Source organism: Pararhodobacter sp., assembly GCF_034676545.1.
Lineage (GTDB): Bacteria > Pseudomonadota > Alphaproteobacteria > Rhodobacterales > Rhodobacteraceae > Pararhodobacter.
Window position 1 is genome coordinate 1 of record NZ_JAUCBZ010000011.1, and the last position, 23,484, is coordinate 23,484.

21 protein-coding genes and 3 pseudogenes are annotated in these 23,484 nt (G+C 61.6%); 16 read left to right on the forward strand and 8 right to left on the reverse strand.

The genetic code is table 11. The annotated features are described in order from the left end of the window. Positions 1-212 precede the first annotated feature (212 nt). Complete coding sequence (locus tag VDQ28_RS01665; protein ID WP_006473457.1) at positions 213-1,568, reverse strand: IS1380-like element IS1247 family transposase; 1,356 nt, start codon at positions 1,566-1,568, stop codon at positions 213-215. 87 nt (positions 1,569-1,655) lie between these two features. Between VDQ28_RS01665 and VDQ28_RS01670 the strand changes: the two genes are divergently transcribed. The 5 genes from VDQ28_RS01670 to gnd all read left to right on the forward strand — a co-directional run bounded on the left by VDQ28_RS01670 (position 1,656) and on the right by gnd (position 5,011). Next, complete coding sequence (locus VDQ28_RS01670; RefSeq protein ID WP_323034347.1) at positions 1,656-2,000, forward strand: uracil-DNA glycosylase family protein; 345 nt, start codon at positions 1,656-1,658, stop codon at positions 1,998-2,000. A gap of 16 nt (positions 2,001-2,016) precedes the next feature. Further along, positions 2,017-2,298, forward strand: a complete 282-nt coding sequence (locus VDQ28_RS01675) for a DUF427 domain-containing protein (protein ID WP_081791467.1) — start codon at positions 2,017-2,019, stop codon at positions 2,296-2,298. Between the two features lie 47 nt (positions 2,299-2,345). Further along, the gene (locus tag VDQ28_RS01680) at positions 2,346-2,504 is read left to right on the forward strand and encodes an NAD(P)-binding domain-containing protein (RefSeq protein WP_323034348.1); all 159 of its coding nucleotides are present in this window, start codon (positions 2,346-2,348) and stop codon (positions 2,502-2,504) included. Between the two features lie 76 nt (positions 2,505-2,580). Beyond that, positions 2,581-3,936 carry an IS1380-like element IS1247 family transposase gene (locus tag VDQ28_RS01685; RefSeq protein WP_006473457.1) on the forward strand — a complete coding sequence of 452 codons (1,356 nt, stop codon included), beginning with the start codon at positions 2,581-2,583 and terminating at the stop codon, positions 3,934-3,936. 214 nt (positions 3,937-4,150) lie between these two features. Next, positions 4,151-5,011, forward strand: coding sequence for a phosphogluconate dehydrogenase (NAD(+)-dependent, decarboxylating) (gene gnd, locus VDQ28_RS01690; RefSeq protein WP_323034349.1), 861 nt, complete (start codon positions 4,151-4,153; stop codon positions 5,009-5,011). A 73-nt stretch (positions 5,012-5,084) separates the two neighbouring features. Here the strand turns inward: gnd and VDQ28_RS01695 are convergent. From VDQ28_RS01695 to VDQ28_RS01705, 3 genes and pseudogenes are all read right to left on the reverse strand, one after another. Further along, a pseudogene (locus VDQ28_RS01695) lies at positions 5,085-5,390 on the reverse strand (hypothetical protein); the annotation flags it as partial. Positions 5,391-5,593: 203 nt separating this feature from the next. Then, positions 5,594-5,689, reverse strand: a pseudogene (locus VDQ28_RS01700) (hypothetical protein); the annotation flags it as partial. A gap of 233 nt (positions 5,690-5,922) precedes the next feature. Then, positions 5,923-6,504 (reverse strand): rhomboid family intramembrane serine protease, encoded by a 582-nt coding sequence (locus tag VDQ28_RS01705; RefSeq protein ID WP_323034350.1) that lies wholly within the window; start codon positions 6,502-6,504, stop codon positions 5,923-5,925. Between the two features lie 322 nt (positions 6,505-6,826). Here VDQ28_RS01705 and VDQ28_RS01710 point away from each other — a divergent pair, with 322 nt between their 5' ends. Both VDQ28_RS01710 and VDQ28_RS01715 read left to right on the forward strand, forming a co-directional pair. Further along, the gene (locus VDQ28_RS01710; protein WP_261497779.1) at positions 6,827-7,483 is read left to right on the forward strand and encodes a hypothetical protein; all 657 of its coding nucleotides are present in this window, start codon (positions 6,827-6,829) and stop codon (positions 7,481-7,483) included. 238 nt (positions 7,484-7,721) lie between these two features. After that, positions 7,722-8,564 (forward strand): hypothetical protein, encoded by an 843-nt coding sequence (locus VDQ28_RS01715; protein ID WP_261497780.1) that lies wholly within the window; start codon positions 7,722-7,724, stop codon positions 8,562-8,564. Positions 8,565-8,623: 59 nt separating this feature from the next. On the opposite strand, the pseudogene VDQ28_RS01720 reads toward VDQ28_RS01715, so the two are convergent. Both VDQ28_RS01720 and VDQ28_RS01725 read right to left on the reverse strand, forming a co-directional pair. Then, positions 8,624-9,564 (reverse strand): annotated as a pseudogene (locus VDQ28_RS01720) (IS5 family transposase). 147 nt (positions 9,565-9,711) lie between these two features. After that, positions 9,712-10,782 (reverse strand): hypothetical protein, encoded by a 1,071-nt coding sequence (locus VDQ28_RS01725; RefSeq protein ID WP_323034351.1) that lies wholly within the window; start codon positions 10,780-10,782, stop codon positions 9,712-9,714. A gap of 397 nt (positions 10,783-11,179) precedes the next feature. Here VDQ28_RS01725 and VDQ28_RS01730 point away from each other — a divergent pair, with 397 nt between their 5' ends. From VDQ28_RS01730 to VDQ28_RS01765, 8 genes are all read left to right on the forward strand, one after another. Next, the gene (locus VDQ28_RS01730; RefSeq protein WP_323034352.1) at positions 11,180-12,205 is read left to right on the forward strand and encodes an IS110 family transposase; all 1,026 of its coding nucleotides are present in this window, start codon (positions 11,180-11,182) and stop codon (positions 12,203-12,205) included. Positions 12,206-12,504: 299 nt separating this feature from the next. Continuing rightward, on the forward strand, positions 12,505-13,341 hold the full coding sequence (locus tag VDQ28_RS01735; RefSeq protein WP_323034438.1) for a recombinase family protein: 837 nt from the start codon (positions 12,505-12,507) through the stop codon (positions 13,339-13,341). 320 nt (positions 13,342-13,661) lie between these two features. Then, a complete protein-coding gene (repA, locus tag VDQ28_RS01740) occupies positions 13,662-14,837 on the forward strand; it encodes a plasmid partitioning protein RepA (protein ID WP_028030793.1) in 1,176 nt (391 codons plus the stop codon). 16 nt (positions 14,838-14,853) lie between these two features. Further along, complete coding sequence (gene repB / locus VDQ28_RS01745) at positions 14,854-15,831, forward strand: plasmid partitioning protein RepB (RefSeq protein WP_161630529.1); 978 nt, start codon at positions 14,854-14,856, stop codon at positions 15,829-15,831. Positions 15,832-16,103: 272 nt separating this feature from the next. Continuing rightward, the gene (gene repC, locus VDQ28_RS01750; RefSeq protein ID WP_084450953.1) at positions 16,104-17,252 is read left to right on the forward strand and encodes a plasmid replication protein RepC; all 1,149 of its coding nucleotides are present in this window, start codon (positions 16,104-16,106) and stop codon (positions 17,250-17,252) included. Between the two features lie 162 nt (positions 17,253-17,414). Further along, positions 17,415-19,586, forward strand: a complete 2,172-nt coding sequence (locus VDQ28_RS01755) for a ParB/RepB/Spo0J family partition protein (RefSeq protein ID WP_323034353.1) — start codon at positions 17,415-17,417, stop codon at positions 19,584-19,586. Positions 19,587-19,685: 99 nt separating this feature from the next. Then, a complete protein-coding gene (locus VDQ28_RS01760; protein ID WP_089258503.1) occupies positions 19,686-20,159 on the forward strand; it encodes a hypothetical protein in 474 nt (157 codons plus the stop codon). A 388-nt stretch (positions 20,160-20,547) separates the two neighbouring features. Then, the gene (locus VDQ28_RS01765; RefSeq protein ID WP_167384016.1) at positions 20,548-20,712 is read left to right on the forward strand and encodes a hypothetical protein; all 165 of its coding nucleotides are present in this window, start codon (positions 20,548-20,550) and stop codon (positions 20,710-20,712) included. A gap of 147 nt (positions 20,713-20,859) precedes the next feature. Here the strand turns inward: VDQ28_RS01765 and VDQ28_RS01770 are convergent, their stop codons facing one another. Both VDQ28_RS01770 and VDQ28_RS01775 read right to left on the reverse strand, forming a co-directional pair. Beyond that, positions 20,860-21,954, reverse strand: a complete 1,095-nt coding sequence (locus VDQ28_RS01770; protein ID WP_028030789.1) for a Fic family protein — start codon at positions 21,952-21,954, stop codon at positions 20,860-20,862. Positions 21,955-22,073: 119 nt separating this feature from the next. Next, a complete protein-coding gene (locus tag VDQ28_RS01775; RefSeq protein WP_028030788.1) occupies positions 22,074-22,391 on the reverse strand; it encodes an H-NS family nucleoid-associated regulatory protein in 318 nt (105 codons plus the stop codon). 438 nt (positions 22,392-22,829) lie between these two features. Between VDQ28_RS01775 and VDQ28_RS01780 the strand changes: the two genes are divergently transcribed. Further along, positions 22,830-23,234 carry a single-stranded DNA-binding protein gene (locus tag VDQ28_RS01780; protein ID WP_028030787.1) on the forward strand — a complete coding sequence of 135 codons (405 nt, stop codon included), beginning with the start codon at positions 22,830-22,832 and terminating at the stop codon, positions 23,232-23,234. Positions 23,235-23,484: the final 250 nt, after the last annotated feature.

Consider the following 23,484-nt stretch of genomic DNA (forward strand, 5'->3'; position numbering starts at 1 on the left):
CCCAAGTGGCGTGTCGTTTGAGGTGAAGATCGCCTGTATCCGAGCGCTAGACAAGGATTTTCTGCCGCAAGCGGCACCTGCGGTCGCGCAGACTGCTGGATCTGGACGGATCAGACCGCGAAGCCGCTGTTTCCTTGCCCAGGGGCGGCGTTTTTCAGCGCAGCGGACAGATCTGTCCAGCCGCTTTCGTTCAGTTTGAGCGTGGATCGCGATCATGCGCATAGCGGTGGCGCTCGCAATCGGCGGATAGCGGCGAGGATGGCGCGTACCATCGTGCCGGTGACAGCGACCTCGGCCAGCTGGAAGGTGATGGTGCGGGCGTGACGGACCACACGTGCCCCGATCTTGATCAGCTTCAGTTGCAGGCTGGTCAACGACCAGTCGGCCATGGCCTCGGGCAGCTCGATGCAGCGCAAGAAGGTGGCCAGGTTGTACGCCAGGGCGTGCAGTTGCAGCCGCACCTCATTGTCGCGGAACTTCCGGCACGACAGCCGCGTCCAGCGAAAGGCGTATTTGCCCTCTTTGATGTGCTGCTCGGCGGTGCCGCGCTGGTTGTAGAACCGCACCACCCAGTCCGGCTCCATCGGCAGGTTGGTGACGATGAAGCCGACACGCGGGAACAGTTCGCCCGGATGCCATTCGATCTTGGCGATCACCCGGCGTTCCTTGTCCCAGGACGCCGCCTGATACTCGAATTCCTCGAAGAACCGCTTGACCTTGGTCAGTGACGGCCGCCCGACAGGGCGCGTTAGCCGATGCGCGATCTTGTCCTTGAGGACCGCGTTTGCGGGCAGCCGGATGGCGTAGAAGAACCGCGCTTCTTCCAATCGCTCATAGATCGCCGGGATCGCGTAGGCAGCATCGGCCCGGAAGAACCTGCCACCAAGGTCGCGCTCCGCGTAGCGCGCAATGACGGGGTCGAGAACATCACGCCAGCCATCGGCGCTGTGGACGTTGCCATGGCGCAGGGCGCAGCGTTCCAGCATCCCGAACTGGTTGAACAGAAAGTTGGGGTGATAGCAGCTACAGTCGAAATGGCCATTCCAGGCAGACCCTTCCTGGTCGCCATGGGTCGGGCTGACCGAGCTGTCCATGTCCAGAACGATGTACTTCAGCCCGTTACGGTCATGGAACCGGTCGATCCATTGCCCGTTCAGGTCGGCCAGCGCGGCACGGTTCCCGGCCAGAGCCAGCGTCTCGGTCTCGAACCGTCCCATCTGCGATGCCGAGGCCGCTTGTGCATCGACCGCTCTGCCGCCGACAACTTGGCGCATGACCGGATCGCAGGCGAGACGGTTGGCGTCGTTGACATCCTCGTATCCGGCCAGCCGCCCAAAGACTGATTGCCGGAACAGGCCGTCGAGCCGATGGACCGTGTTCTTGCCAGAGCGAGTATCGCGCAGCGCCGCTGACGCCAAATCGGACAACCCGAGCGCGTCATCAAGCTCGCGCATCACCAGAAGGCCGCCGTCGGAACTGAGCTGCGTGCCGCGAAATTCCAGCCGCACGCGAGGGTCGAAATCCACCCGATCTGCCCGTTGCAAGCCCGCACCCTCTGGGTGATCCATGAAACGCGCCCCTCGCAGCCTTCAACACCATGTTTTATATAGGAAATATAATGGTCAGGACAGCGAAATCAGCGCCTTACTTGGGAAATGTGGGTTTGCTTTCCCGGCTATCATGTGAATGGCAGCGACCTGCCGCCACCACCACGCTGCGCGGCAACGTGGCGAAGCCGGGCGCTGGACGCGCTCAATCAGGTAAGGCTCACTATCTTGATCGGGGGTTACGCCCATGGTTGGCACCTGGGCGCAGACGCACGCAAGGCGGGCGTAACAGCCACTGTTGCTGACTGGCGCCATTGGGCGCCGGTAGTCGTGCCGCTGCCGCACCCTTCCTGGCGCAACAACGCGTTTCTGCGCCGCAATCCCTGGTTCGGGACAGAACTCCTTCCGGCACTCCGTCTGCGTGTCCGCGAGGTCATGGATCAGACAGACTGACAAAAGGGGGCGCCAAATGGTCAAGGCAATCTGGAACGGCAAAGTCATCGCAGAAAGCGACGCTACCGTTGTTGTCGAAGGCAATCACTACTTTCCGATCGAAAGTGTGCGGGCAGTGTACCTATCGCAAAGCACGCGCGAAACGGTTTGCCCCTGGAAGGGAACTGCATCGTACTACTCACTAGAGGTGGACGGAAAGACCAACCCTGATGCGGCTTGGTATTACCCATCTCCCAGGTCGGCGGCAGCGCAAATAAGGGGCATGGTCGCCTTTTGGCGCCGCGTACAGGTGAGCTGAGCCGGACCGGCCCAAATACGCATTGGAAATCAAGAAAGGACTTAACGATGGAACTGGGATTTATCGGTCTCGGACGAATGGGCGGCAACATGGTCCGGCGGCTGTCGAAGGCCGGGCATCAATGTCACGTTCACAGTGCAAACCAGACGACGAGGGAGGCGTTGGCAAAAGAAGTCGGCACAGTCAGCCCCACATTTCCCAAGTAAGGCGCTGATTTCGCTGTCCTGACCATTATATTTCCTATATAAAACATGGTGTTGAAGGCTGCGAGGGGCGCGTTTCATGGATCACCCAGAGGGTGCGGGCTTGCAACGGGCAGATCGGGTGGATTTCGACCCTCGCGTGCGGCTGGAATTTCGCGGCACGCAGCTCAGTTCCGACGGCGGCCTTCTGGTGATGCGCGAGCTTGATGACGCGCTCGGGTTGTCCGATTTGGCGTCAGCGGCGCTGCGCGATACTCGCTCTGGCAAGAACACGGTCCATCGGCTCGACGGCCTGTTCCGGCAATCAGTCTTTGGGCGGCTGGCCGGATACGAGGATGTCAACGACGCCAACCGTCTCGCCTGCGATCCGGTCATGCGCCAAGTTGTCGGCGGCAGAGCGGTCGATGCACAAGCGGCCTCGGCATCGCAGATGGGACGGTTCGAGACCGAGACGCTGGCTCTGGCCGGGAACCGTGCCGCGCTGGCCGACCTGAACGGGCAATGGATCGACCGGTTCCATGACCGTAACGGGCTGAAGTACATCGTTCTGGACATGGACAGCTCGGTCAGCCCGACCCATGGCGACCAGGAAGGGTCTGCCTGGAATGGCCATTTCGACTGTAGCTGCTATCACCCCAACTTTCTGTTCAACCAGTTCGGGATGCTGGAACGCTGCGCCCTGCGCCATGGCAACGTCCACAGCGCCGATGGCTGGCGTGATGTTCTCGACCCCGTCATTGCGCGCTACGCGGAGCGCGACCTTGGTGGCAGGTTCTTCCGGGCCGATGCTGCCTACGCGATCCCGGCGATCTATGAGCGATTGGAAGAAGCGCGGTTCTTCTACGCCATCCGGCTGCCCGCAAACGCGGTCCTCAAGGACAAGATCGCGCATCGGCTAACGCGCCCTGTCGGGCGGCCGTCACTGACCAAGGTCAAGCGGTTCTTCGAGGAATTCGAGTATCAGGCGGCGTCCTGGGACAAGGAACGCCGGGTGATCGCCAAGATCGAATGGCATCCGGGCGAACTGTTCCCGCGTGTCGGCTTCATCGTCACCAACCTGCCGATGGAGCCGGACTGGGTGGTGCGGTTCTACAACCAGCGCGGCACCGCCGAGCAGCACATCAAAGAGGGCAAATACGCCTTTCGCTGGACGCGGCTGTCGTGCCGGAAGTTCCGCGACAATGAGGTGCGGCTGCAACTGCACGCCCTGGCGTACAACCTGGCCACCTTCTTGCGCTGCATCGAGCTGCCCGAGGCCATGGCCGACTGGTCGTTGACCAGCCTGCAACTGAAGCTGATCAAGATCGGGGCACGTGTGGTCCGTCACGCCCGCACCATCACCTTCCAGCTGGCCGAGGTCGCTGTCACCGGCACGATGGTACGCGCCATCCTCGCCGCTATCCGCCGATTGCGAGCGCCACCGCTATGCGCATGATCGCGATCCACGCTCAAACTGAACGAAAGCGGCTGGACAGATCTGTCCGCTGCGCTGAAAAACGCCGCCCCTGGGCAAGGAAACAGCGGCTTCGCGGTCTGATCCGTCCAGATCCAGCAGTCTGCGCGACCGCAGGTGCCGCTTGCGGCAGAAAATCCTTGTCTAGCGCTCGGATACAGGCGATCTTCACCTCAAACGACACGCCACTTGGGGAATGCAGGTCAGCTATGCCGACATCGGGTCTTTGGTCGCAGCTTTGGCAGCGCCTCGTGTAGTCTGGCTGATGGTTCCCGCCGGTGAAGTAACCGAGCAGGTGTTGACCGAGCTGGGCCAACTTTGCACATCAGGCGACGTCATCATCGATGGAGGCAATAGCCATTTCAAAGAGAGCGTTGCGCGCGCCCAGATGCTGGCCGCTAAAGGCATCCTGATGGTTGATTGCGGAACCAGCGGAGGTGTTTTTGGGTTGGCTCGTGGATACTCACTGATGCTAGGCGGGGCAAATGAGGCAATCGGGCGGATCGTGCCTATTCTTGACACGCTCGCACCGGGGATAGATGCGGCCGCAAGAACACCTGCCCGCGATGGTGGACCTCAAGCTCCGGGTGAGGCTGGATGGCTCCATTGTGGCAAGCCCGGCTCCGGCCACTATGTGAAAATGATCCATAATGGGATCGAGTACGGTATGATGCAGGCCATGGCCGAAGGTTTCGCGCTGTTCGCCTCGGCAGGTCATGCAGTGGTGGAAGAAGATTACCGCTATGACCTTGACCTCGCCGCTATCGCAGAAGTCTGGCGGCGTGGCAGCGTAGTCAGTTCATGGCTGCTGGATCTTGGGGCCGACGCTCTGGCCAGCAATCCGACGCTGGATCAGTATTCTACCGAAGTCGCTGATAGTGGTGAAGGTCGGTGGACGATTGAAGCGGCCATCGACCAGCGCACCTCGGCGCAAGTGCTCGCCGCAGCGCTGTTTGCCCGTTTTTCGTCGCGCGAAAAAAATGAACTGGGCAATCGTTTCCTGTCGGCCCTGCGCAATAAATTCGGCGGCCACCCAAGCCTTTCTTCCAAGGGCTGAAGAGGGAATGGCGGTGAGGTAACCCCGCCGCCTCCCAGGTCTTACAGGCCGCGTCCAGCATAGCGCTCTTCCCCGTCCCGGCATGGCCGATGATGATCCCGAGACTACAGCCGTCGGTGACATGGGCAAGCGCCTCGGCCTGCTCGGCGGACAGGATCAGATCCTGCGCCTCGGCGCGGGCAAGGGCTGTATCGCGGTCGCGGACGTCATCGTCATCGCCGCGCGGTGTAGCCGCTGTTCGACCTCGAGCAAGTCGCGCGTGGTGAAGCGCTCGCCGCCGCGCACATCCTACCCCTGCGCCACCGGGTCGGGTGCCCTGCGCATGGCGCCCAGCACCGCGTTGAACTGGCCCGGACCTTCGCCGTAACGGTATACGCAAGCGGCCATGTCGCGGCGGGTGAAGGCCGCTTACTGCCGGGCGAGCACGTCGAGCGCTAGGCTCGGGTCCGCGATGATCCGGGGGCCGTTCTCGCGCGCGATGGCGCGGTTCAACTCGGCGCGGTCGGCCTTTTCACCTGCTCGCACGATCCGCTGCGCGGGCGCGCCGATCTTGTCCTGCGGCTTCAGTAAGATGCTCTGCGCGTTGAGGCTGCAGTGATCGATCCATGCGTCGATGTCGAGTCCGGCGAGCCGTGCATTGGCGAACTCCGCCCAGCCTTCCCACCAGTGTCCGAGCAGGTCCGTCCGTTTCTACGCGCGCCGCCTCGAAACAACTCTTGTGCCGCAACTGCGAGCAAATGCTTCGTCGGCAGCGTGGCTAAACAGGAATGTCGGCAAAATCCCGCGATCCAGTCATCTGCTTAGGTTTAGATTAAGCTTGTGCAGCGAATATCTCCTTCGATGGGCCGCATTGCAGCGATATCAGCTCTCGCCCAAAGGCAGCTTTGGGCCGGGCAGGTCAGTTGTGGCGCTTAGTCCAGATCCACGTCCCCCAAGCGCGGGGCATGGACATGCGTTCGGACCAGTAACGCAGCGGCCGCGCCGGCGATGGCACCGAAGAGGTGCGCTTCCCAAGACACGCCGGGTTGGCCCGGAAGAACGCCCCAGAGAATGGAACCATATAGGACCCCGACCACCAATGCCGCGCCTAGCGTGATCAGCGAGCGATCCACGAGGCCGCGCACGACGAGGAAACCGAACCAGCCGAAGACGAGCCCCGACGCACCGATATGGATGGCCGAGGTGCCGAACAGCCAGACGAGGCCTCCCCCGAGGCCGATCACCACGGCGTTCACCGGCAGCAAGGCCCGCGTGGTTGTTGCCACCAGCAGTCCACCCATCACCAGAAGTGGCGGCGTATTGGCCATCAGGTGCCCGAAACTTCCATGCAGGAGGGGCATTGCGATGATACCATCCAACCCACCGAGGTACCGTGGGATCAGTCCGAACGCCGGGTTCAGGCCGTAGCCGGTGATCCAGTTGACGACCTGGATCGCCCAGAGCAGGGCGATAAAGGCGACAAGCGCCGCGGCGCTGCGCAGGAAGGCGTGCATGTGATCCCGGTTTGTCATCGCGGCGACAGTAGACGTCTCCGCAAGGCCTTCAACGGCTTTCGCGCACTATTGGGAAACGGCTAGGGGACCGAGGTTCAGGACGGCGAACCTCCCCACGGCCCAAACCAAGAGCGCCGCTGCCTACCGAAGGCTGTGACTAGGCATCAGAGCCTCATCTCCAAGAATGGTGAACGCCATTCCACCCATTGTCTCCGTCCGTCGAAGCAAGACCGAAGCGAACGCAGTTCGGCAGCGATCAAATCTGCTTGCTATCGTTAGTGTTGTTTTGTATCGCCGCACCATTATAGATGGAGTCGGCGTCATGAAACACAAGGTCCAGACCGCGGCAGCCGCCGCGGCCATCACCGTATCGAGCCTCGTCGGTTCGGTCGAGCCGGCGCAAGCCTACCAGGTCGACTGCGCCATTCTGCTCTGTCTCGCGGGCGGCTGGCCGGCATCGGCGCCCTGTGCCCATGCGCGTGCGGTCTTCATCCGCAGAATCACACCCTGGCCGATCGAGCCACCCTTGCAGATCTGGCGTTGCCCGATGGGGGCGTCGTTCAACGCCCCTGCCCCGCTCTCGCCGATGGAACGGCTTTACGACATCGCCTTCCGAGAGGTGCCTCAAGTCAGCGTGCCGCAAGCTCCTCTCCCTCTGGTCGAAGTCCAGTCAGACGAGCAGGCCGACATCGACATTTCGGGCGACGCCTTCGACTTCGTCCGCAGCATCCGTGTCTTTCACATCCAGTTCAGCCAACGCGAAAACGGTGAAGGCGACTGCAACACCTACGACACCACGCGCCTCGGATCCTATGGTGTGCAGGGTGACTATCGATGGACACGGTCGAGTGTCGCCCAGGTCCCGCCCGCATCACAGCTGCCCGACACCGCGCACTGTAACTGGGTCAGTTACCGATCAGTCTTCGTGGACTGGCGGGATCATGAGGGGAACTACGGTTTCGAAGAGGTCCGCTACTGAACTTGCCCGGGCCTGCCCGGGGCAGGTCCGCACCCGATCATCTTGCACCTGTGACGGTGCACCGAACCCAAAAAGAGAAACGACGCCAGACCGAAAAGCCTGACGCCGCGCTAGAAGAACCCGTGAACAAGGATCTTCTAGCGCACTGTCCGAACCGCCGCAACCAGCAAAGTTGTTTTGCTGGCAAAAATGTTGTTTGCTCTCGGCATGGGGTCGTCTCTCACAGGAGACACCGACCATGGAACCCACGACCGGCCTGATCCTGAGACGGATCACCCAGACAGAGCTGTCCGTTTCCGCCCACAAGCTGGCAACACTCATCCTCGACGCCATTGCGTGGAAAGATGGTTACAACGGGCTGCCGCGCGGGACGGCCGCCTTCACCCTCGCCGACCTGGCGTCGAAGATGGGCATCTCCCGCCAGTACCTGACCGAGCTGCTGGCTGAACTCGAGGCGTCCGAGCTGGAGCTGAGACGCGAGAAGCCCAACGGCAAGTTCGCGCCTTGGCTCTTCCGCTTCACGGCCTTCGATACTGAAGGCAGCGATCAGGATGTTGCGTCAGGCACAGGCGACACATCACTATCTAAAGAAAGAAATAACAAAACTATTTTCTCGGGACAGATCACTATTTCTGAAGCATCAAACGTCTTTCAGACGTGTTGGGCGGAGCTGATCAAGGCCGCGAAGAGAGCTCTGCCCTGCTGGAACGTCGACACGCGGGTGATCTGGGACCGCTTTCTTGCCTTCAATCGGGCGCGCGGGAACGACAGGGTTCCTGCCGGCTACCTGCTCGGGTTCATGCGCCGATGGCGAACCTCACCCGGTTCGGAAAGTCGATCGGCGGAAACTCCAACCCCGCAGCAGGCGGCTGACCCACGGGACCGTGAGCTGAACGATCAGATCAAGGCCGCACCCAGCGGCAACCGGCAGTTTCATGCGTCAGACCTGTGTCGCCTCATCGGGCAGGCGGCCTATGAGGCTCGCGTTCTCAACGTCATACGGCAGTTCGGCTGTCCAAGGTTCACCGCGATGCTCGCCGTTCATGGGAGGGCCGTGATGGCTGGCGAGATTTCGCGATGACGTTGGGCTCTGTTGCACAAATCCGGTGACAAGCGGACGTCCCCCATCCCCGGACATACCTATCCTGCGGCTTCGGTTACGGGGATGCCAAGCGCGGTGAAGCCGTTCAGGACGGCCACACGGACCTGGAACTCGGCAACTTGACGGTCGAAGTCCCGCGCCATGAGGCGCTGACCCAGCAGTTTCACACAGTGCATCTTGGTCTCGTCGCGGCTTCGGCGGTGGTATCCGCTCCATCGTCGCCAGAGCGCGCGGCCGAGGTATTTCGATGCTCTCAGGGCCTCGTCGCGCGCGACCCGCGCCTGCCGTGACAGTCTTCCACGGCTTTGCATTCTTGCGGGGCGGGATGATTGCGGCGGCCCCGCGATCGGCGATGGCGTCATGGCATTTTCGGGTGTCGTAGGCGCCATCTGCTGTGACACTGGCAATGTCTTGATCGGCGGCGATCTGGGCCAACAGTTCGGGCAGCATGGGGGCATCCCCGACGTCGCTGCTGGTGACCTCGACCGCCCTGATCTCCAACGTTTGTTCGTCGATCCCGAGATGGACCTTGCGCCAGACGCGGCGTTTTGCCCCGCCGTGCTTGCGCGCGTTCCACTCACCTTCCCCTTCGACCTTGATCCCGGTGCTGTCGATCAAGAGATGCAGCGGACCCTGCGCGCCCCGATGCGGGATGCGGGATGTTCACGGCAAGGGTCTTTTGGCGACGGCTCAGTGTGCTTAAATCAGGCACATCCCAGTCTAGTCCTACAAGCTACAAGAGACTTTCGACGAACCCAGTCGTCTGCCTGAGCGCCATGCCGAAAAGGACCTTCATCGTCAGGCAGGTCTGGACGGAAGCGTCGCTGTAAACGGGCTGTCGCCCACGCTTGCTGGTTGGCTTCGCAGCCCACGCCATGCCAGGATCGAACCAGATCGTCAGCGACCCGCGGCGCTTGAGCGCCTTGTTGTACGCGGGCCAGTTCAGGGTCTTGTAAGTCGGTGTGTTCGGTTTGCTCATGCCTTCCAGCTATCACGCTGGATTCACAAGATGAATCCCTTACGCGATTTGTGCAACAGAGCCCTCGCACGTCACTGTACTGCCACGCCCTGGAGGTCCTTAATCGGATCAACTGTCAGCTGGACCCCGGCTTATCTAGCGAACAACCTATTGGCTCTTAGCCCGCCACATCCGATACCGCCCCTGCCCGGTCATTTCGCGGACCAGACCACGCGCTTCCATCCAAGCGAGGTTGCGCTGGACGGCGGCGCGGCTGGCAGCGGTCAGAGCTTCGGCCATCGCGGCGGAGACAAGGGGCCATTCGGTCAACACGGCGCGCAAGGCGCTAGGAGTCTTTCCCGAAAGTGAGGTCATCTCGGCTTCCGCCCGCACTGACCACGCTTCAATATCGTCGAGGTGCCGCATCGCGGTCAGGCACGCCGTCTCCATTCCGTCAAGCCAGCGGGCCAGACGTTCAGCGGGTGGACCACCGACGCGTAGCCCCCCTGCCCCGCCCATGGCCAGAGGTGCGAAGACTGCGCCCTTGCCCTCGCTCGCCGCAATCCGCGCGGCCGTGACGGCTGCCTCCATTCGGTCACCCTGCTGCCCGAGGCCCGCGAGGCTCCAGAGGTGAAAGCCCAAGCAAGCACGGGTGATCGGGTGCAACTCGGAGGCTTGCGCCGTCAGGTCCAGCCAACCGCCTGCGCGATCCGCAAACGGTTCGGCCGCATCGGCGAGGTTCTCGGGGTCGCGGCGGTCAAGGAAGGCGGAAAGGTCTACCTCCGGTCCCGGCCCACCGGATAGCCGCCGCACCGCCCAACCGACACGCGCGAGCGCAGCAGTATCGTCCTGTACCCCTGACAGGCGCATGGAGATCCAGAGCGCCAGCCTATCGGGTCCAATGCGGTCGCCGTTGAGCCAACTCAGATCGGCAGCCTCGATCAGGGCCAACCGGTGCCGCCATCCTTCCGGGCCGCGCTTCAAACGGTCGTCCAACGCGCCGACGCGACCGGCCACACGGGCAAGACGCGCGGCATGAGCCGCCTCTGCCATCCGCCAATCGTCGAGGACCTCGGCTTCACGCGGTTCGGCCCGTGGTCCGGGAGGCAGGTAATCCGGTTCCTCTTCCATTGGACCGGGCAGAAACCACAGATCGTCCTCAGACGCCTCTTCAACCTCCTCACCGTCGAGGATGAGAGCATCATATTCATCATGCAAGACAGGTGCTTGAGGCTTCATATGTGCAAAATATCTAAGTTTTGCACTTTACCCAAGGGTTTTGTCGGAGTGCCTTCACCCTCTTTATATAGCACGCACAGGCGATGGTCAGCGAGGGCTCGCTGATCGCGCCCACTTTATAGAAACCAAGGGCTTACTATTGAGCAGGACCACAGAGAGCGCCCTTGCATCCGTTTACAAACGGTCGTTTATTAGTGGTATGTGAAACTGCAAACGGCCTGTTTTGATGCCCCTGATCGGCTACGCTCGCGTCTCGACCGAGGATCAGACATGGGGTAATCGCGGGCCGTTGGTCACCTGAGCCTCGGCAAGGCTGGGAGGGTGGCTGTTCCCCGATATGATGAAGATACGGGCTCTCGACTGGACGCCGGGCCCAAACATCTGATGGAGAACAGCCATGAAGGAATATATTGGCCTCGATGTTTCTATGAAAGAGACCGCCGTGTCGATCCGGCGTCACGGGGAGCGGGTCTGGCGCGGAAAATGTGCCTCTGACCCTGCTGTGATTGCACAACTGGTGCGCAAGCGGGCACCTGCAGTCGAACGGATCGTCTTCGAGACCGGGCCCCTGTCGGTCTGGTTCTATCATGCCCTCCGAGCCGAGGGCTTGCCCGCGATCTGTATTGATGCACGGCACGCCAAGTCGGCCCTCGACATGGCGCCGAACAAGACCGACGCGAACGATGCCGATGGCCTGGCGCATCTGGCCGAGATCGGCTTCTTCCGAGAAGTGAGGGTGAAAGGCTTTGACAGCATGCTGGCGCGGACCCTGATCGCTGCCAGGAACCGGCTTGTCAGGATCACGGTCGATCTTTCCAATCATATCAGAGGGTTCATGAAGACCTTCGGTCTGCTCATTCCTGCTGGGAAGGGCAGCACATTCGAAGCACATGTGCGTCGACTTCTCTTCGATCAGCCGAAACTGTCAGAAATCCTGCTGCCGATGCTCGACGCCTGGTGCGCAACCCGGCTGCAGGCGGCCCGGCTCGCCCGCCAAATTGCTGCGGAAGCCCGACAGAACGAAGGCTGCCGGATCCTGATGTCGATCCCGGGAGTGGGCGCGATCACCGCGACATCGTTTGTCACGGCGATTGAAAGCCCGGACAACTTCCGGAAGTCCCGATCCGTCGGCGCTTGGGTCGGCCTTACAACTCGGCGGTATCAGTCCGGTGAGATCGACTACAAGGGCCATATCTCCCGCCGCGGCGATCATCACCTTCGCGGCCTGCTCTACGAAGCTGCATCTGTCATCCTGACTCGCAGTTCGGCTGAAAGTGACCTGCGGACCTGGGGGCTGAAGCTCAGGGAACGCATTGGCTTCAAGCGCGCGGCCGTCGCATTGGCACGGAAGCTGGCGGTCACGATGCATGCGATGCTCAGAGATGGCACGCTGTTTGAACGAGGCATGAAACCAACTGCTTGAAAACACAGAGATAGCGCTCGAGATGTGAGCGCGCCGAAGCGTCCCTGCCGGGACGTAGGTAGGGCCTTTCGTGCAGGGGGATGCACCGCTGGCTCCTCAGCTGAGTGCGGATCAGACATAGGAAGGCCCACCCGCGAACACCAATCATGCGGCGACCAGGTTGTCGACCGCGAAGACGACCCTGCTCCGGCAAACGCACCTTGGCACGCCTAGAAGAACAGTTGCGCTGATCAATGATGGCTTTTTGCTCCACACCGAAAGAAAGGGCTTGCAAGATGTGATGCGATTAGACGACCCCCCTGCCCCAGTCGCAGGCCCTGAAATCCGCGGGCTGCGTAGAGATCCACGAGGAGCAGGCCTCGGGCGGCAACCGTGCTCGGCCCGTTCTGGCCCGCGTGTTGGAACGCATCTCCAAGGGCGATACGCTGGTCGTCGTGCGCATCGACCGTCTGGCGCGGTCGCTCTCACATCTGCTGGAGGTGATCGAACGGCTGGAGGCGAAAGGAGCCTTCTTCCGCTCGCTCATGGACCCGATCGACACGTCCTCGCCGCAGGGCAAGTTCACCCTGCAGGTCCTGGGCGCCGCCGCCGAGTTTGAGCGTGCCCTGATCCGCGAACGCACCAAGGCGGGGCTGGCCAGCGCACGAACCAAGGGTCGGGTTGGCGGCAATCCGGGCCTGCGCGCTCGGGATCCGGCGGCGCTGCGCAAGGTTCGGTTGGCACGGCAGGACGGCTACATGGAACGCCTGAACGAGACGGCGCAGGACTGGGTGCCCCATGTGCGCCGTCTGCGGCCCGACATGGCTTGGGAAGACGTGGTGCGCATCGTAAACGGCCCCCTGCCCCGCGAGCGCCAATGGACGCAAGGCCGTCTGCTCCGCGCCGTTAATGCCTATGTCCGCGACGGCTTTCTTCCCGACACCGTGCTGGTCCGCGCCGGCCGTCGCGAGACTGACGACCGCCTGCCCGCAATCGTCGCCGCTATCAAGGGCGCGGACCCCGACGTCACACTCCAGGCGATCTGCACCCGACTGGAAGCGATGCGCGAACGAACGCCCCGTGGGCGGACAAGCTGGCAGCCTTCTTCGGTGAAAATGCTGCTGGAGCGGGCGGAGAAGCTGGGGCTATTGCTTTGACGATTCGAAAGTGCGCTCATCCTTAGAAGGCAGTACTGGCGGGCGCACCACAACATTTAGCAAGCGTGAACTCTGCTTGATCTGGTAGAAGTTCTTGTTTTTCAATGTCATGACGGTCAGTAAGGCTGATGACACGCCCGCTCATCCGTCAGCATCAGCCACGAGCTGTAGAATTTTCTTGCACCACTGCCAGACATGACGCATTTATTGTCGTAGCGGAAAATCGCGAGAATTGCGGTTTTCTGCGCTACAAAGAAAATGTCGCTCCAAGGGGCACAGTGAGTGTGGGTAAACCGCACCACGATCTAGATGAGGGCAGTATGACCGAAGAGCGTGTTTTTGCAGAGCTTCAGAGCGACGCATCCACACTGCATGAGTCTATCCGGATGCATCTGGAGCGCAATTTTGCGCCTGACGCCAGGAAGTACTTGAGAAGCTTTTCATCGACAGAAGCGGCCGAATTTCTTGGGCTCGCGCCTGGTCACCTGCGCAAACTCCACGCGGAGGACAAGATCCCTGACGTCCCGCTCGATGAGCGTGGACGGAAACTGTACTCGGCCGACGACCTTGCGCAGATCCGTTTGGCTCTGGCGCGAACCACGCGCGACCCTTCGCTTTATCTACGTGGGCGGGTCGGATCAGAGCCGCTGCAGATTATATCTTGCGTGTCGTTCAAGGGCGGGTCAGCGAAGACGACCACAGCGGCATATCTCAGCCAATGGTATGCCCTGCACGGCTACCGGGTGCTGGTGATCGACATGGACCCGCAGGCCTCGCTTTCGTCGATGACCGGTTTGCGGCCTGAAATCGACTTCACGCATCAAGGCACGATCTATGATGCCATCCGGTATGAGAACCCTGTGCCGATGAGCGAGGTGGTGCGGAAAACCTACTTCCACGGCCTGGACATAGCCGCAGGTGGCCTGATCCTGTCGGAATACGAGACCGAGACCCCCTACGCCCTTCGCCGTGGCTCCGAGCCACCCTTTTACCTGCGGCTTCGCGAAGCAATCCTCTCGGTTGAAGCCAGCTATGATCTGGTGTTCATCGATTGCCCCCCGCAGCTTGGGTTCTTGACCCTCTCGGCTCTTGTGGCCTCGTCTTCGATCATCATTCCAGTGGTGCCGAACTTTATCGACGTGGCATCCTTGGCCCAGTTTCTGACCATGACCTCATCCTTGCTCGATACGATCAGGGAAGCAGGAATGACGTTGGAATACGACTTTCTCCGCTACCTGGTCTCTCGCTTCGAACCTTCGGACGGGCCGCAAGCGCAGGTTGCCGGATTGCTACGCGCCAACTTTGGCAAACGCGTGATGACCGAGACGTTCCTGAAGTCCACCGCCGTCTCGGACGCAGGCCTTACACATCAGACGCTGTTCGAAGTCGGTCGAGGTAGCATGAACCGCAACACTTATGACCGCGCGATGGAATCGATCAACGCTGTCGCGCGGGAGCTGGAACAAGACATCCACAGAGCATGGGGGCGCGGCTGAGATGGCTAGGAAGAACATGTTCGAAGGCATCACTCCTGTCCCTCGGCCGGAAGAAGATGCAAATGCACCCCTGCCCCGCCCGACCGCCAAGATGCCAGAGGTATTTCAAAGTGCTGGGCCGATCGCAGCCATCCGCAACGATCTGCGCAGTGTCGGGGCTCGATCAGTGCAGGACATCGATCCCGAACTGATTGAAGACACCGGATTAAAGGATCGCATCGGAGCGCTAGACGACGACATCGCCGACCTGCGCGAAAGCATTTCCAAACACGGCCAGCAGGTTCCGATCCTGTTGCGACCGCACCCGAAACTGAGCGGTCGGTATCAGGTGGTTTACGGGCGCCGCAGGCTTGCCGCAATCCGTGGCTTGGGAACGCCGGTCAAGGCGCTGATCCGCACCCTTTCCGACGAAGAGGCGGTCCTGGCGCAGGGCCAGGAAAACAACCTTCGCAAGGACCCGTCCTTCATCGAGAAAGCCTTGTTTGCGGGCGACTTGGAGGAGGCGGGTTACGATGCGCGCGTGGTTCAGGACGCGCTGAACGTGAACCGCAGCCACACGTCGCACATGCGTAAGGTGCGCGAGGCATTTCCGAGACAAGTGCTGGAACGCATCGGTGCCGCGCCCTCGATCGGATGGAAACGCTGGTATGAACTCGCCGTTGTGGTACTTGAGAAGAAGATCGACGTTCTTTCCGTCCACCCTGCCCCCTTCCCTGAAGGTTCCAGCTCAGACGAGCGATTTGCGGCCTGGGTGAAAGCTCTTCCAAAGGCGGATACCCCTAAGGAGAAACGCCATGAGAAGGGCACAACGCCCTTCACGCTGATGGCACAGGATGGGTCCGCCCTGGGAGAGGTCGCCCTTACCAAAGGGGCATTGGGCTTCCGGCCATCGGCGCAACATAGGGGTTTCGCGGCTTGGCTGCATGCAAATGCGGATGACGTCTTTTCACGCCTGCATGAAGAATTTCTCAGTCAGTCCAAGAAGAAGGACTGATGGAATGCAACGAAAACAACAGAGGAGCAGTGTCGGAAAAGGATAGGCCTCCCGAATGGAAACCACCCGGAAGGCCCGCGCAAAACACAGGGCGCCAACCCTGAGAATGCTCATCTTCTAGCACGAGCAGACTAGCGCAGGCCCGAATCGCACGCAACATCGCTTCGCGGTGATCTGATATCTTTTATCCTTTTTCTGGAGAAGAACGGACACCGACAGGCAGGGTTGCAAGGTCTTCACTCGGCTGACCCGAGCGTTCCGCCGGATTCAACATGGAACATGTCATGTCTTCGCCCGTGCAGCGGCACGTTCGGCGCACCAATTCCTCATATCTGAACGACCGCAGCACTGTGACGCCGGTTAAGGCGGAAGACGCGCGCTGGTCGCTTCTGGATTTGGTACGCCGTTGCCGCAAACCTCTTGGTCTGAGAGACCGTGACGTTGCGGTTCTGCGAGGCCTTCTGTCGTTCGTGCCCCAGTCGGCCGACCCAAACTCACTTGTTGTCTTTGCCTCCAACAGGGCGTTGATCGAGCGCTGTGACGGTATCGACGAACGCACACTAAGGCGCCGCCTCGCCAATTTGAAGGCAAACGGATTGCTGGCTCGAAAGTCGAGCCCGAACGGAAAGCGATATCGGGTACAGGATGAGTGTGCCGAAGCCAAACTAACCTACGGCATCGACCTCGCGCCGCTGTTCGCCATCCGCGATCACCTCATCGCACTTGCAGAAGAATGCTCCCGAGAAGAAATTCGGTGCAAAGCGCTCCGATCAGTGATCAGGGACATTCTTTACCACAGGGCTGCGACCATTCAGCCCGCACTGCACGACCTTGCGTGCCGCTCACTGCGTCGTTCATTGTCTTCGGACCAACTGGCCGGTCTCATTCAGGAACTACAGGAAAACCTTCCTCAGACAGGCGCTGAGACATCGTCCGTTGCAGATGCAGTGACCGTCAGCGACAGACAAAATGACCGGCACATTCAGAAGTCAAAGAAAGAAAACTATGAATCTGAAGTTGCGCCTGAGAAAGTAAGCACAGCCAATCGAACCAGCTATCCAAGAAGCACTGATGTCGGACAAACCAACGATATCACGGTGTCTGAGTGCATTGCCCTGGCCAAGAATGCAGCATCCTTCGCTTCCGTAACTGCAAAGGATTGGGGCGATGTCATTCGATTGTCCGACACCCTTGCTCCGGCGATTGGACTAGCGAGAACCGACGTAGAGACTGCTCGAAATGCGATGGGAGCGCTTGGCTCAGCACTCGCCATTCTTGGTATTACTGAGGCGTTCGACAGAATCCGGCAACCGAGGGCCTATCTACAAGCGCTAACCAATCGGGCAGCCAGTGAAAGCATGGACTTCGTCCGTATGTTCCGCTCGCTCACAACCTGCCGCCCCCGTCAGCGCGTAGTATGACCATTGCTTGATGTATACCCGGGTAAACATAACCCCCTCTTGCTCCACGTATACCCCGGTAAACATGCCGCCCGCTTTGAGAGAGAAAGGTTGGGGGTTTGAGGGGTGACGGGAAGCGAGATCGGGAGAGTGGCTTCCGGCGCCCGTCGCGGAGAAGATCTGATGGCGAAAGCAGCCCAGAAAGTCACCCTGTCCCCCTCACGGGACATCCCCTTCGACAAGCTCGCGCTGAGCCAGACCAACGTGCGGCGCATCAAGGCTGGCGTCTCGGTCGAGGAACTTGCCGAGGACATCGCGCGGCGCGGCCTGCTGCAGGGCTTGAACGTTCGGCCCATGCTCGATGCCGAGGGCGTCGAGACCGGCATGTTCGAGATCCCGGCCGGTGGTCGTCGCTTCCAGGCGCTGTCGTTGCTGGTGAAGCAGAAGCGGCTGGCGAAGACCGCGCCGATCCCCTGTATCGTGCGGGATGCTGCGTCGGAGATCCTCGCCGAGGACAACTCGCTGGCGGAGAACATGCAGCGCGTCGCCCTGCACCCGCTGGACCAGTTCCGCGCGTTTCAGGCCCTGCGCGAAAAGGGTCAGGGCGAGGAAGCGATCGCGGCAGCCTTCTTCGTCACGCCGCAGATCGTCAAGCAGCGCCTGAAACTTGCCTCCGTGGCCCCTGCCCTGCTCGAGGTCTATGCCGAGGATGGCATGACGTTGGAACAGCTGATGGCATTCACTGTGAACCCCGATCATGCGCGTCAGGTGCAGGTCTGGGAGGCTGTGAAGAACTCGTGGAACAAGGAGCCCTATGCCATCCGGCGCATGCTGACCGAGACCTCGGTCCGGGCGTCTGATCGTCGCGCGGTCTTTGTTGGTGTCGATGCCTATGAGGCGGCAGGCGGCGTCGTCCTGCGCGATCTGTTTCAGGGCGACGAAGGTGGCTGGCTCGAGGACCCTGCCCTTTTGGACCGGCTGGTTGCCGAGAAGCTCCAGGCCGAAGCCGAGGCTCTGGTCTCCGAGGGCTGGAAGTGGATCGAGGTCGCGGCCGACCTGCCCTACGGCTACAGCCACGGTCTGCGGCGTCTGGCCGGTGATCCCGCCCCGATGATCGACGAGGAAAGCGCGGCCCACGCTTCGCTCCTCGCCGAGTATCGTGCGCTGGAGGAGGAATACTCCGGCCAGGACGAATACCCCGAGGAGATCGACGCTCGGCTGGGCCAGCTCGAAACGGCGATGGAATCGCTTGAGCAGCGGCCCTTGATCTACGATCCGGCCGAGGTCGGGCGCGCCGGCGTCTTCGTCACGCTGGATCGGGACGGCTGTCTCGCGGTCTATCGTGGCTATGTCCGGCCCGAGGACGAGCCGCGCGAGGAAACCGCGGTCCAGTATGGTGATGGCGCGGATGATATGGGGCAGGGGGGTGATGTCGGTGTTTCCAGCTGGAAACCCTCGGGGACCTCTGTCGGCGGCACCGTCATCACTTCGGGTGGTCAGCCGATCGGTGCTGACCTGTCGGAGGAAGAAGATGACGGCGCGCTGAAGCCGCTGCCCGAGCGGTTGGTCATGGAACTGACGGCCCACCGGACCCTCGCGCTGCGTGAGGCCATCGGGCGTTCGCCGGACGTGGCGTTGACGCTCATGCTCCTGAAGTTGGTGACGGATACCTTCCGCACCTCCTCTGCGACGGGCAGCTGCCTCGAAGCCTCGGTGCGTCACGTCTACATGTCGGCCCAGGCGCCCGATCTGAAGGACAGCGTCGTCGCCAAGCTCGTCGACGAGCGTCACGCCGCCTGGGAGGCTGATTTGCCTCTCGGCGATGATGCCGGCCTCTGGGACTATCTGACGCTCCTCGACCAGGGTAGCCGTCTGGCGCTCCTGGCGCATTGCCTCAGCTTCGGGATCAACGCGCTCCATGAGAAGGTGAACCCCTATGGGGCGGGCATCTCGGCCAGCGGTCTGACCCGCCGCATGAAGCATGCCGATCTGGTGGCGCGGGCGGTCGATCTCGACATGGTCGAGGCGGGCTGGGAGCCGACGGTCGATGGCTATCTCAACCGTGTGCCCAAGGCCCGGATCCTCGAGGCCGTGCGCGAGGCGAAGGGTGAAGGGACCGCGCAGCTCCTTGATCACCTGAAGAAGGGCGAGATGGCCACGGAAGCCGAGCGGCTCCTCAAGGGAAGCGGGTGGTTGCCCGAGGTCCTCCGCCGGACCGATCTGGCCGCGCAGGACGGCGAGGCGATCGGAGAAGGGCAGGGGCAGGACGCTGGCCAGCCCGAAGAGGTCGATCTCCCGGCCTTCCTGATGGCTGATTTGCCCGACGGCAATGCGTCGATGATGGCCGCAGAGTGATCTGAGCTATCCGGGGGCGGGGAAACCCGCCCCTACTCCAACAAAACACAACAATATCAATATGATGAATGCGAACACTCGCATTCGGGATGAGGAATCATGTCTGCAACAACCATCATCGACACAGCCCCTCTCGGGGCGCTGATCCGCTATACCGACGGCAGTCCCAAGCCGCCGGCACGTTTTACAAAGAAGCTGGCGGCCTGGGAGCGATCAAACGGTGTCGGCCGCCTCGTGAAGAAGGAACCGCCTCGGTCCTATCCGACCTGGACCGCTCCGGCCGCCTTCACGCTCCATGAAGGCAACTTCTCCTCGGACGGGGTGATCCTCGTCACCATCATGCGCAGCCACTCGGCGGACAGCCGGCTGGTATTCGAGGTCGCCGAGGAGCCGAAGCCCGGGCAGGTCCGCGTGCTGCTGGACTTCGGCGGCAACACCGAACTGCTGCACCTGGCGGAGTCCGTCACTGCGGCTGATCTCTGGATCGCACGCGAAGGTTATCGCAACGCGAGGCTCGATATCGTCGGTGCCGAGGACGGCGATAGGGCAGGGGACGCGGACCTGGCCGCCTGAGCCCTGACAATGCGTGAGGGGCCTGCCCAAGGGCCGGGCCTCTCACCGACCAAACCCTCGTCCCGCGATGCCGCGGGGCACCATAGGATCCATTCCCAAAGAAGGAGTCGTCAACCAAGAGCGTGGCCAGGAGGCTGGCGGCGTTCAAAGCAAAAGCGAGACAACCGGCTCCTGACGTTGGGGCACCATCCCCCGCTCGCCATTCCCTTCCTTGCCCCGAACCCCGTCTTCGAGATCAACCCGCGAGGGGTCGGACTACGGGCATGCCCGTGCCGCCGGGTGGATTCGGGCGAGCCGAACGCACCCGGTGATGTCAGCCAGTCTTCGGGCCTGCGGGGTCCTGTCGCGCGGGGGATGGTCCCCCGCCTCCAAGACAGGAGCCAAACAGATGTCCCGCAAAGATGCTCACGCCTTCGCTGCCTCCCTCGCCGCCACGCTCATGGTCTCGATCGTCGTCTTCCAGGCAGGGGATGGAACCTTCGGCGCCGTCCCCGCCGACGAAATCGACGGCGACGAGGTTCAAGTGATCGCTGAGGTCGACCCGTGGGCATAAGGCCCACGGTTTGTCCCGAGAGCTCGGCATCGGGGCAGGGTCCCCGATCCGGTCCGTTCGGCTTTCAGACCTCTCGGTGGCCCGGAAATCTGAGCCGACGCGGAGGTCGGCACGACTGCCCAAGGAGCCGAACGCCCGGTGTCGAGTTTACGGTCCGCCCGAAACGTCGAGGAAGAGTTTCACCAGGGCGACGTTGATGAAGTAGTTGTGCTTTCCAGAGCGGTGCTTTTCGACAAAGCCGTGCTCGGCCAAGATGTCGAGATACTTCGCGGCCGTCTGCCGACTGACATCCAGATCGTTCTGCAGATATTCGATCCGGGTGTAGGGATGGCGAAACAAGTTGTTCAGAAGTTCCTGGCTGTAAATCTTCGGCAAGTCCTCACGTAGCCGATGCTTCACGTCCGCCATTTGCTGTCGGATGCCGGTGACGATCTCGACTGTTGTGGCAGAAGTCTCTGCAACGGCCTCCAGCATGTAGATGACCCAGGGTTCCCAATCGCCCGTGTCGCGCACCGCCTGAAGGTGCCTGTAGTAGTCCGCTTTGTTACGGGTGATGAACCGCGACAGGTAGAGCACCGGGATGTCGAGCAACCCCGTTCTGGTCAGATAAAGTACGTTGAGGATGCGCCCGATACGTCCGTTCCCATCCGGAAACGGGTGGATGCTTTCGAACTGATGATGGATCAAAGCCATCTTGATGAGCGGATCGAGATCGCTGAGTTCATCGTCGTTGATGAACCGTTCGAGCGCCGTCATGTGGCGGACAATTTCGTGCGCATCCTGGGGCGGGACGAAGACGATCTCCCCTGTTTGCTCGTTCTTGAGGGCAGTACCCGGTGTCACTCGAAATCCATCGCTGCGGCCCTTCAGCAAGCGGAACATGTCGATGAGCGCCGAATTTGGGATCAGGCCGCCGGTTTCGCCCAAGCGTGCGTATCCGAGCCGCAGAGCGTCGCGATACAGCGCTACTTCTTTGGCCGCCGGGGACTGCGGATCGTCAGGGAAAACATCCGCCTGAAACAGTTCATCCTGCGTTGTGACGATGTTTTCGACTTCCGACGAAGCTTTGGCTTCCTGAAGAGCCAGCGTGTCGATCAGGATGCCTTGGTTCGGAATGGTCTTGGCCTGACCCTTCAGATCCGCAAGCGCGCGGCTGGCGCGAGCGAGCGCCTTCAGGACCGGAACGGTTTCGATCTCGGCCGGGGGTGGCAGGGCGGGAATGGCGTAGGTCGGCTTTAACATGTGCTCCGCGTCGTGTTAAGAAATCGTCGTTTTTCTAACATGATCGAACAGTCGTGTCAGCAAAAACCGGTTTCCTTAACTTGGGCCATGCTTCGCCCGGGCGGGGTCACCCAACTCCGTCAGACCGCCAGAGCGCTCGGGTCCTTGCCGGCGTTGATGTGGTCTGCGAACCACTGCGGTTTCCGGCCCCGGCCCGACCAGGTGAGGGCCGCGTTCTCAGGGTGCCTATACTTCGCGAGGGCCGGCGCACGGGTGGCTTTCACCTCAATACCGATCAGTTCGGCGAGGGAGTAGCCCATCTCCTTGGCGATGGCTTCCAGCTTGGTGCGGGCTTCGGCCTTATGACGGTCCTCATAGGTGGAAATCGCCTTGGCGAGGTCCTTCTGCAATTGCCGCAGTTCCTTGAGCGACATCGCCTCGAGATTGAAATCAGCCATTGGGCCCTCGTGTCCTGAATGATGCGTCCGGGATAGCCGTCAGGCTGCAACATCGCAACTCCCACGGAGGACGCCGCGATAGGGCAGGGGGATGAGGTTGGCTTGAGCTGCCGGGTCGGCGGTTTCGCAACTGCTTCAACCCGGTTGCCTTGGTGAGGAAGGCCGAGTTCTGCGAGAGCCCCAGGCCGCTCCTATCCCCGGTGCCATCCCTTCGACTGACAATCCCCTAAGCCTGTTCGGCCTCTGGCGCGCAACCCCGCGTCAGTCCGGGCCGTGTTGGCTAGCGTTTCTGAGGAAACGCGTCACCTGCCCGCTCCACCCCGGCCCTCTGGAGGTTTCCGGTCGCCGTTCCGTCTCCCGTGCACGCCTCAGCCGACAGGCTTTTTCCGGGTCTTGTCGAAGGGACGGTCCCAGGGACAGGAAACACAGGAGCTTACCATGCAGAACATCGTTATCCTCGCCGGCAACATCGGTCAAAAGCCCGAAGTGCGCTCGACCCAAAGCGGCACGAAGATCACCAACTTCACCCTGGCCACCTCGCGGCCGCGCCTCTCCGAGGGTCGCGTGATGCGCGACGAGAACGGCTACCGGGTCATGGACACCGAATGGCACCGCATCACCTGCTTCAACGGCCTCGGCAAGACCGTCGCAGAGCACTGCGAAAAGGGTATGAAGGTCCTCGTCCATGGCCGCATCCACTACACGAAGTGGACCGACGCAACCGGCACCGATCGCTACGGCTGCGAGATCATCGCCGAGAAGGTTGACTTCCTGAGCCGCCCGAAGTCGGCCGAGAACGAAAACCCCGAGCTGGTCGACCGCGACGACGAGATCCCGTTCTGAAAAGAACGGGGTCTTCCCCGAAGGGGCCCGGCGGGGAAACCCGCCGGGTTCCGTCGTTTTCGGCCCATTGCGGACCTTGGCCAAGATCACCGTTGCTGCAGCGCAGCTTCCCCATACCGGACCTTCATGCCACTGCGCAGCAAGATCCAAGATCCCGAGGTCCGCGGTGCGGGACTTTAGGGACGGTGCTAGAGCGGCTCCAGTCGACCAGGTATTGCAGGGCACCCCACCGGCACCATCGGCTGCGCAA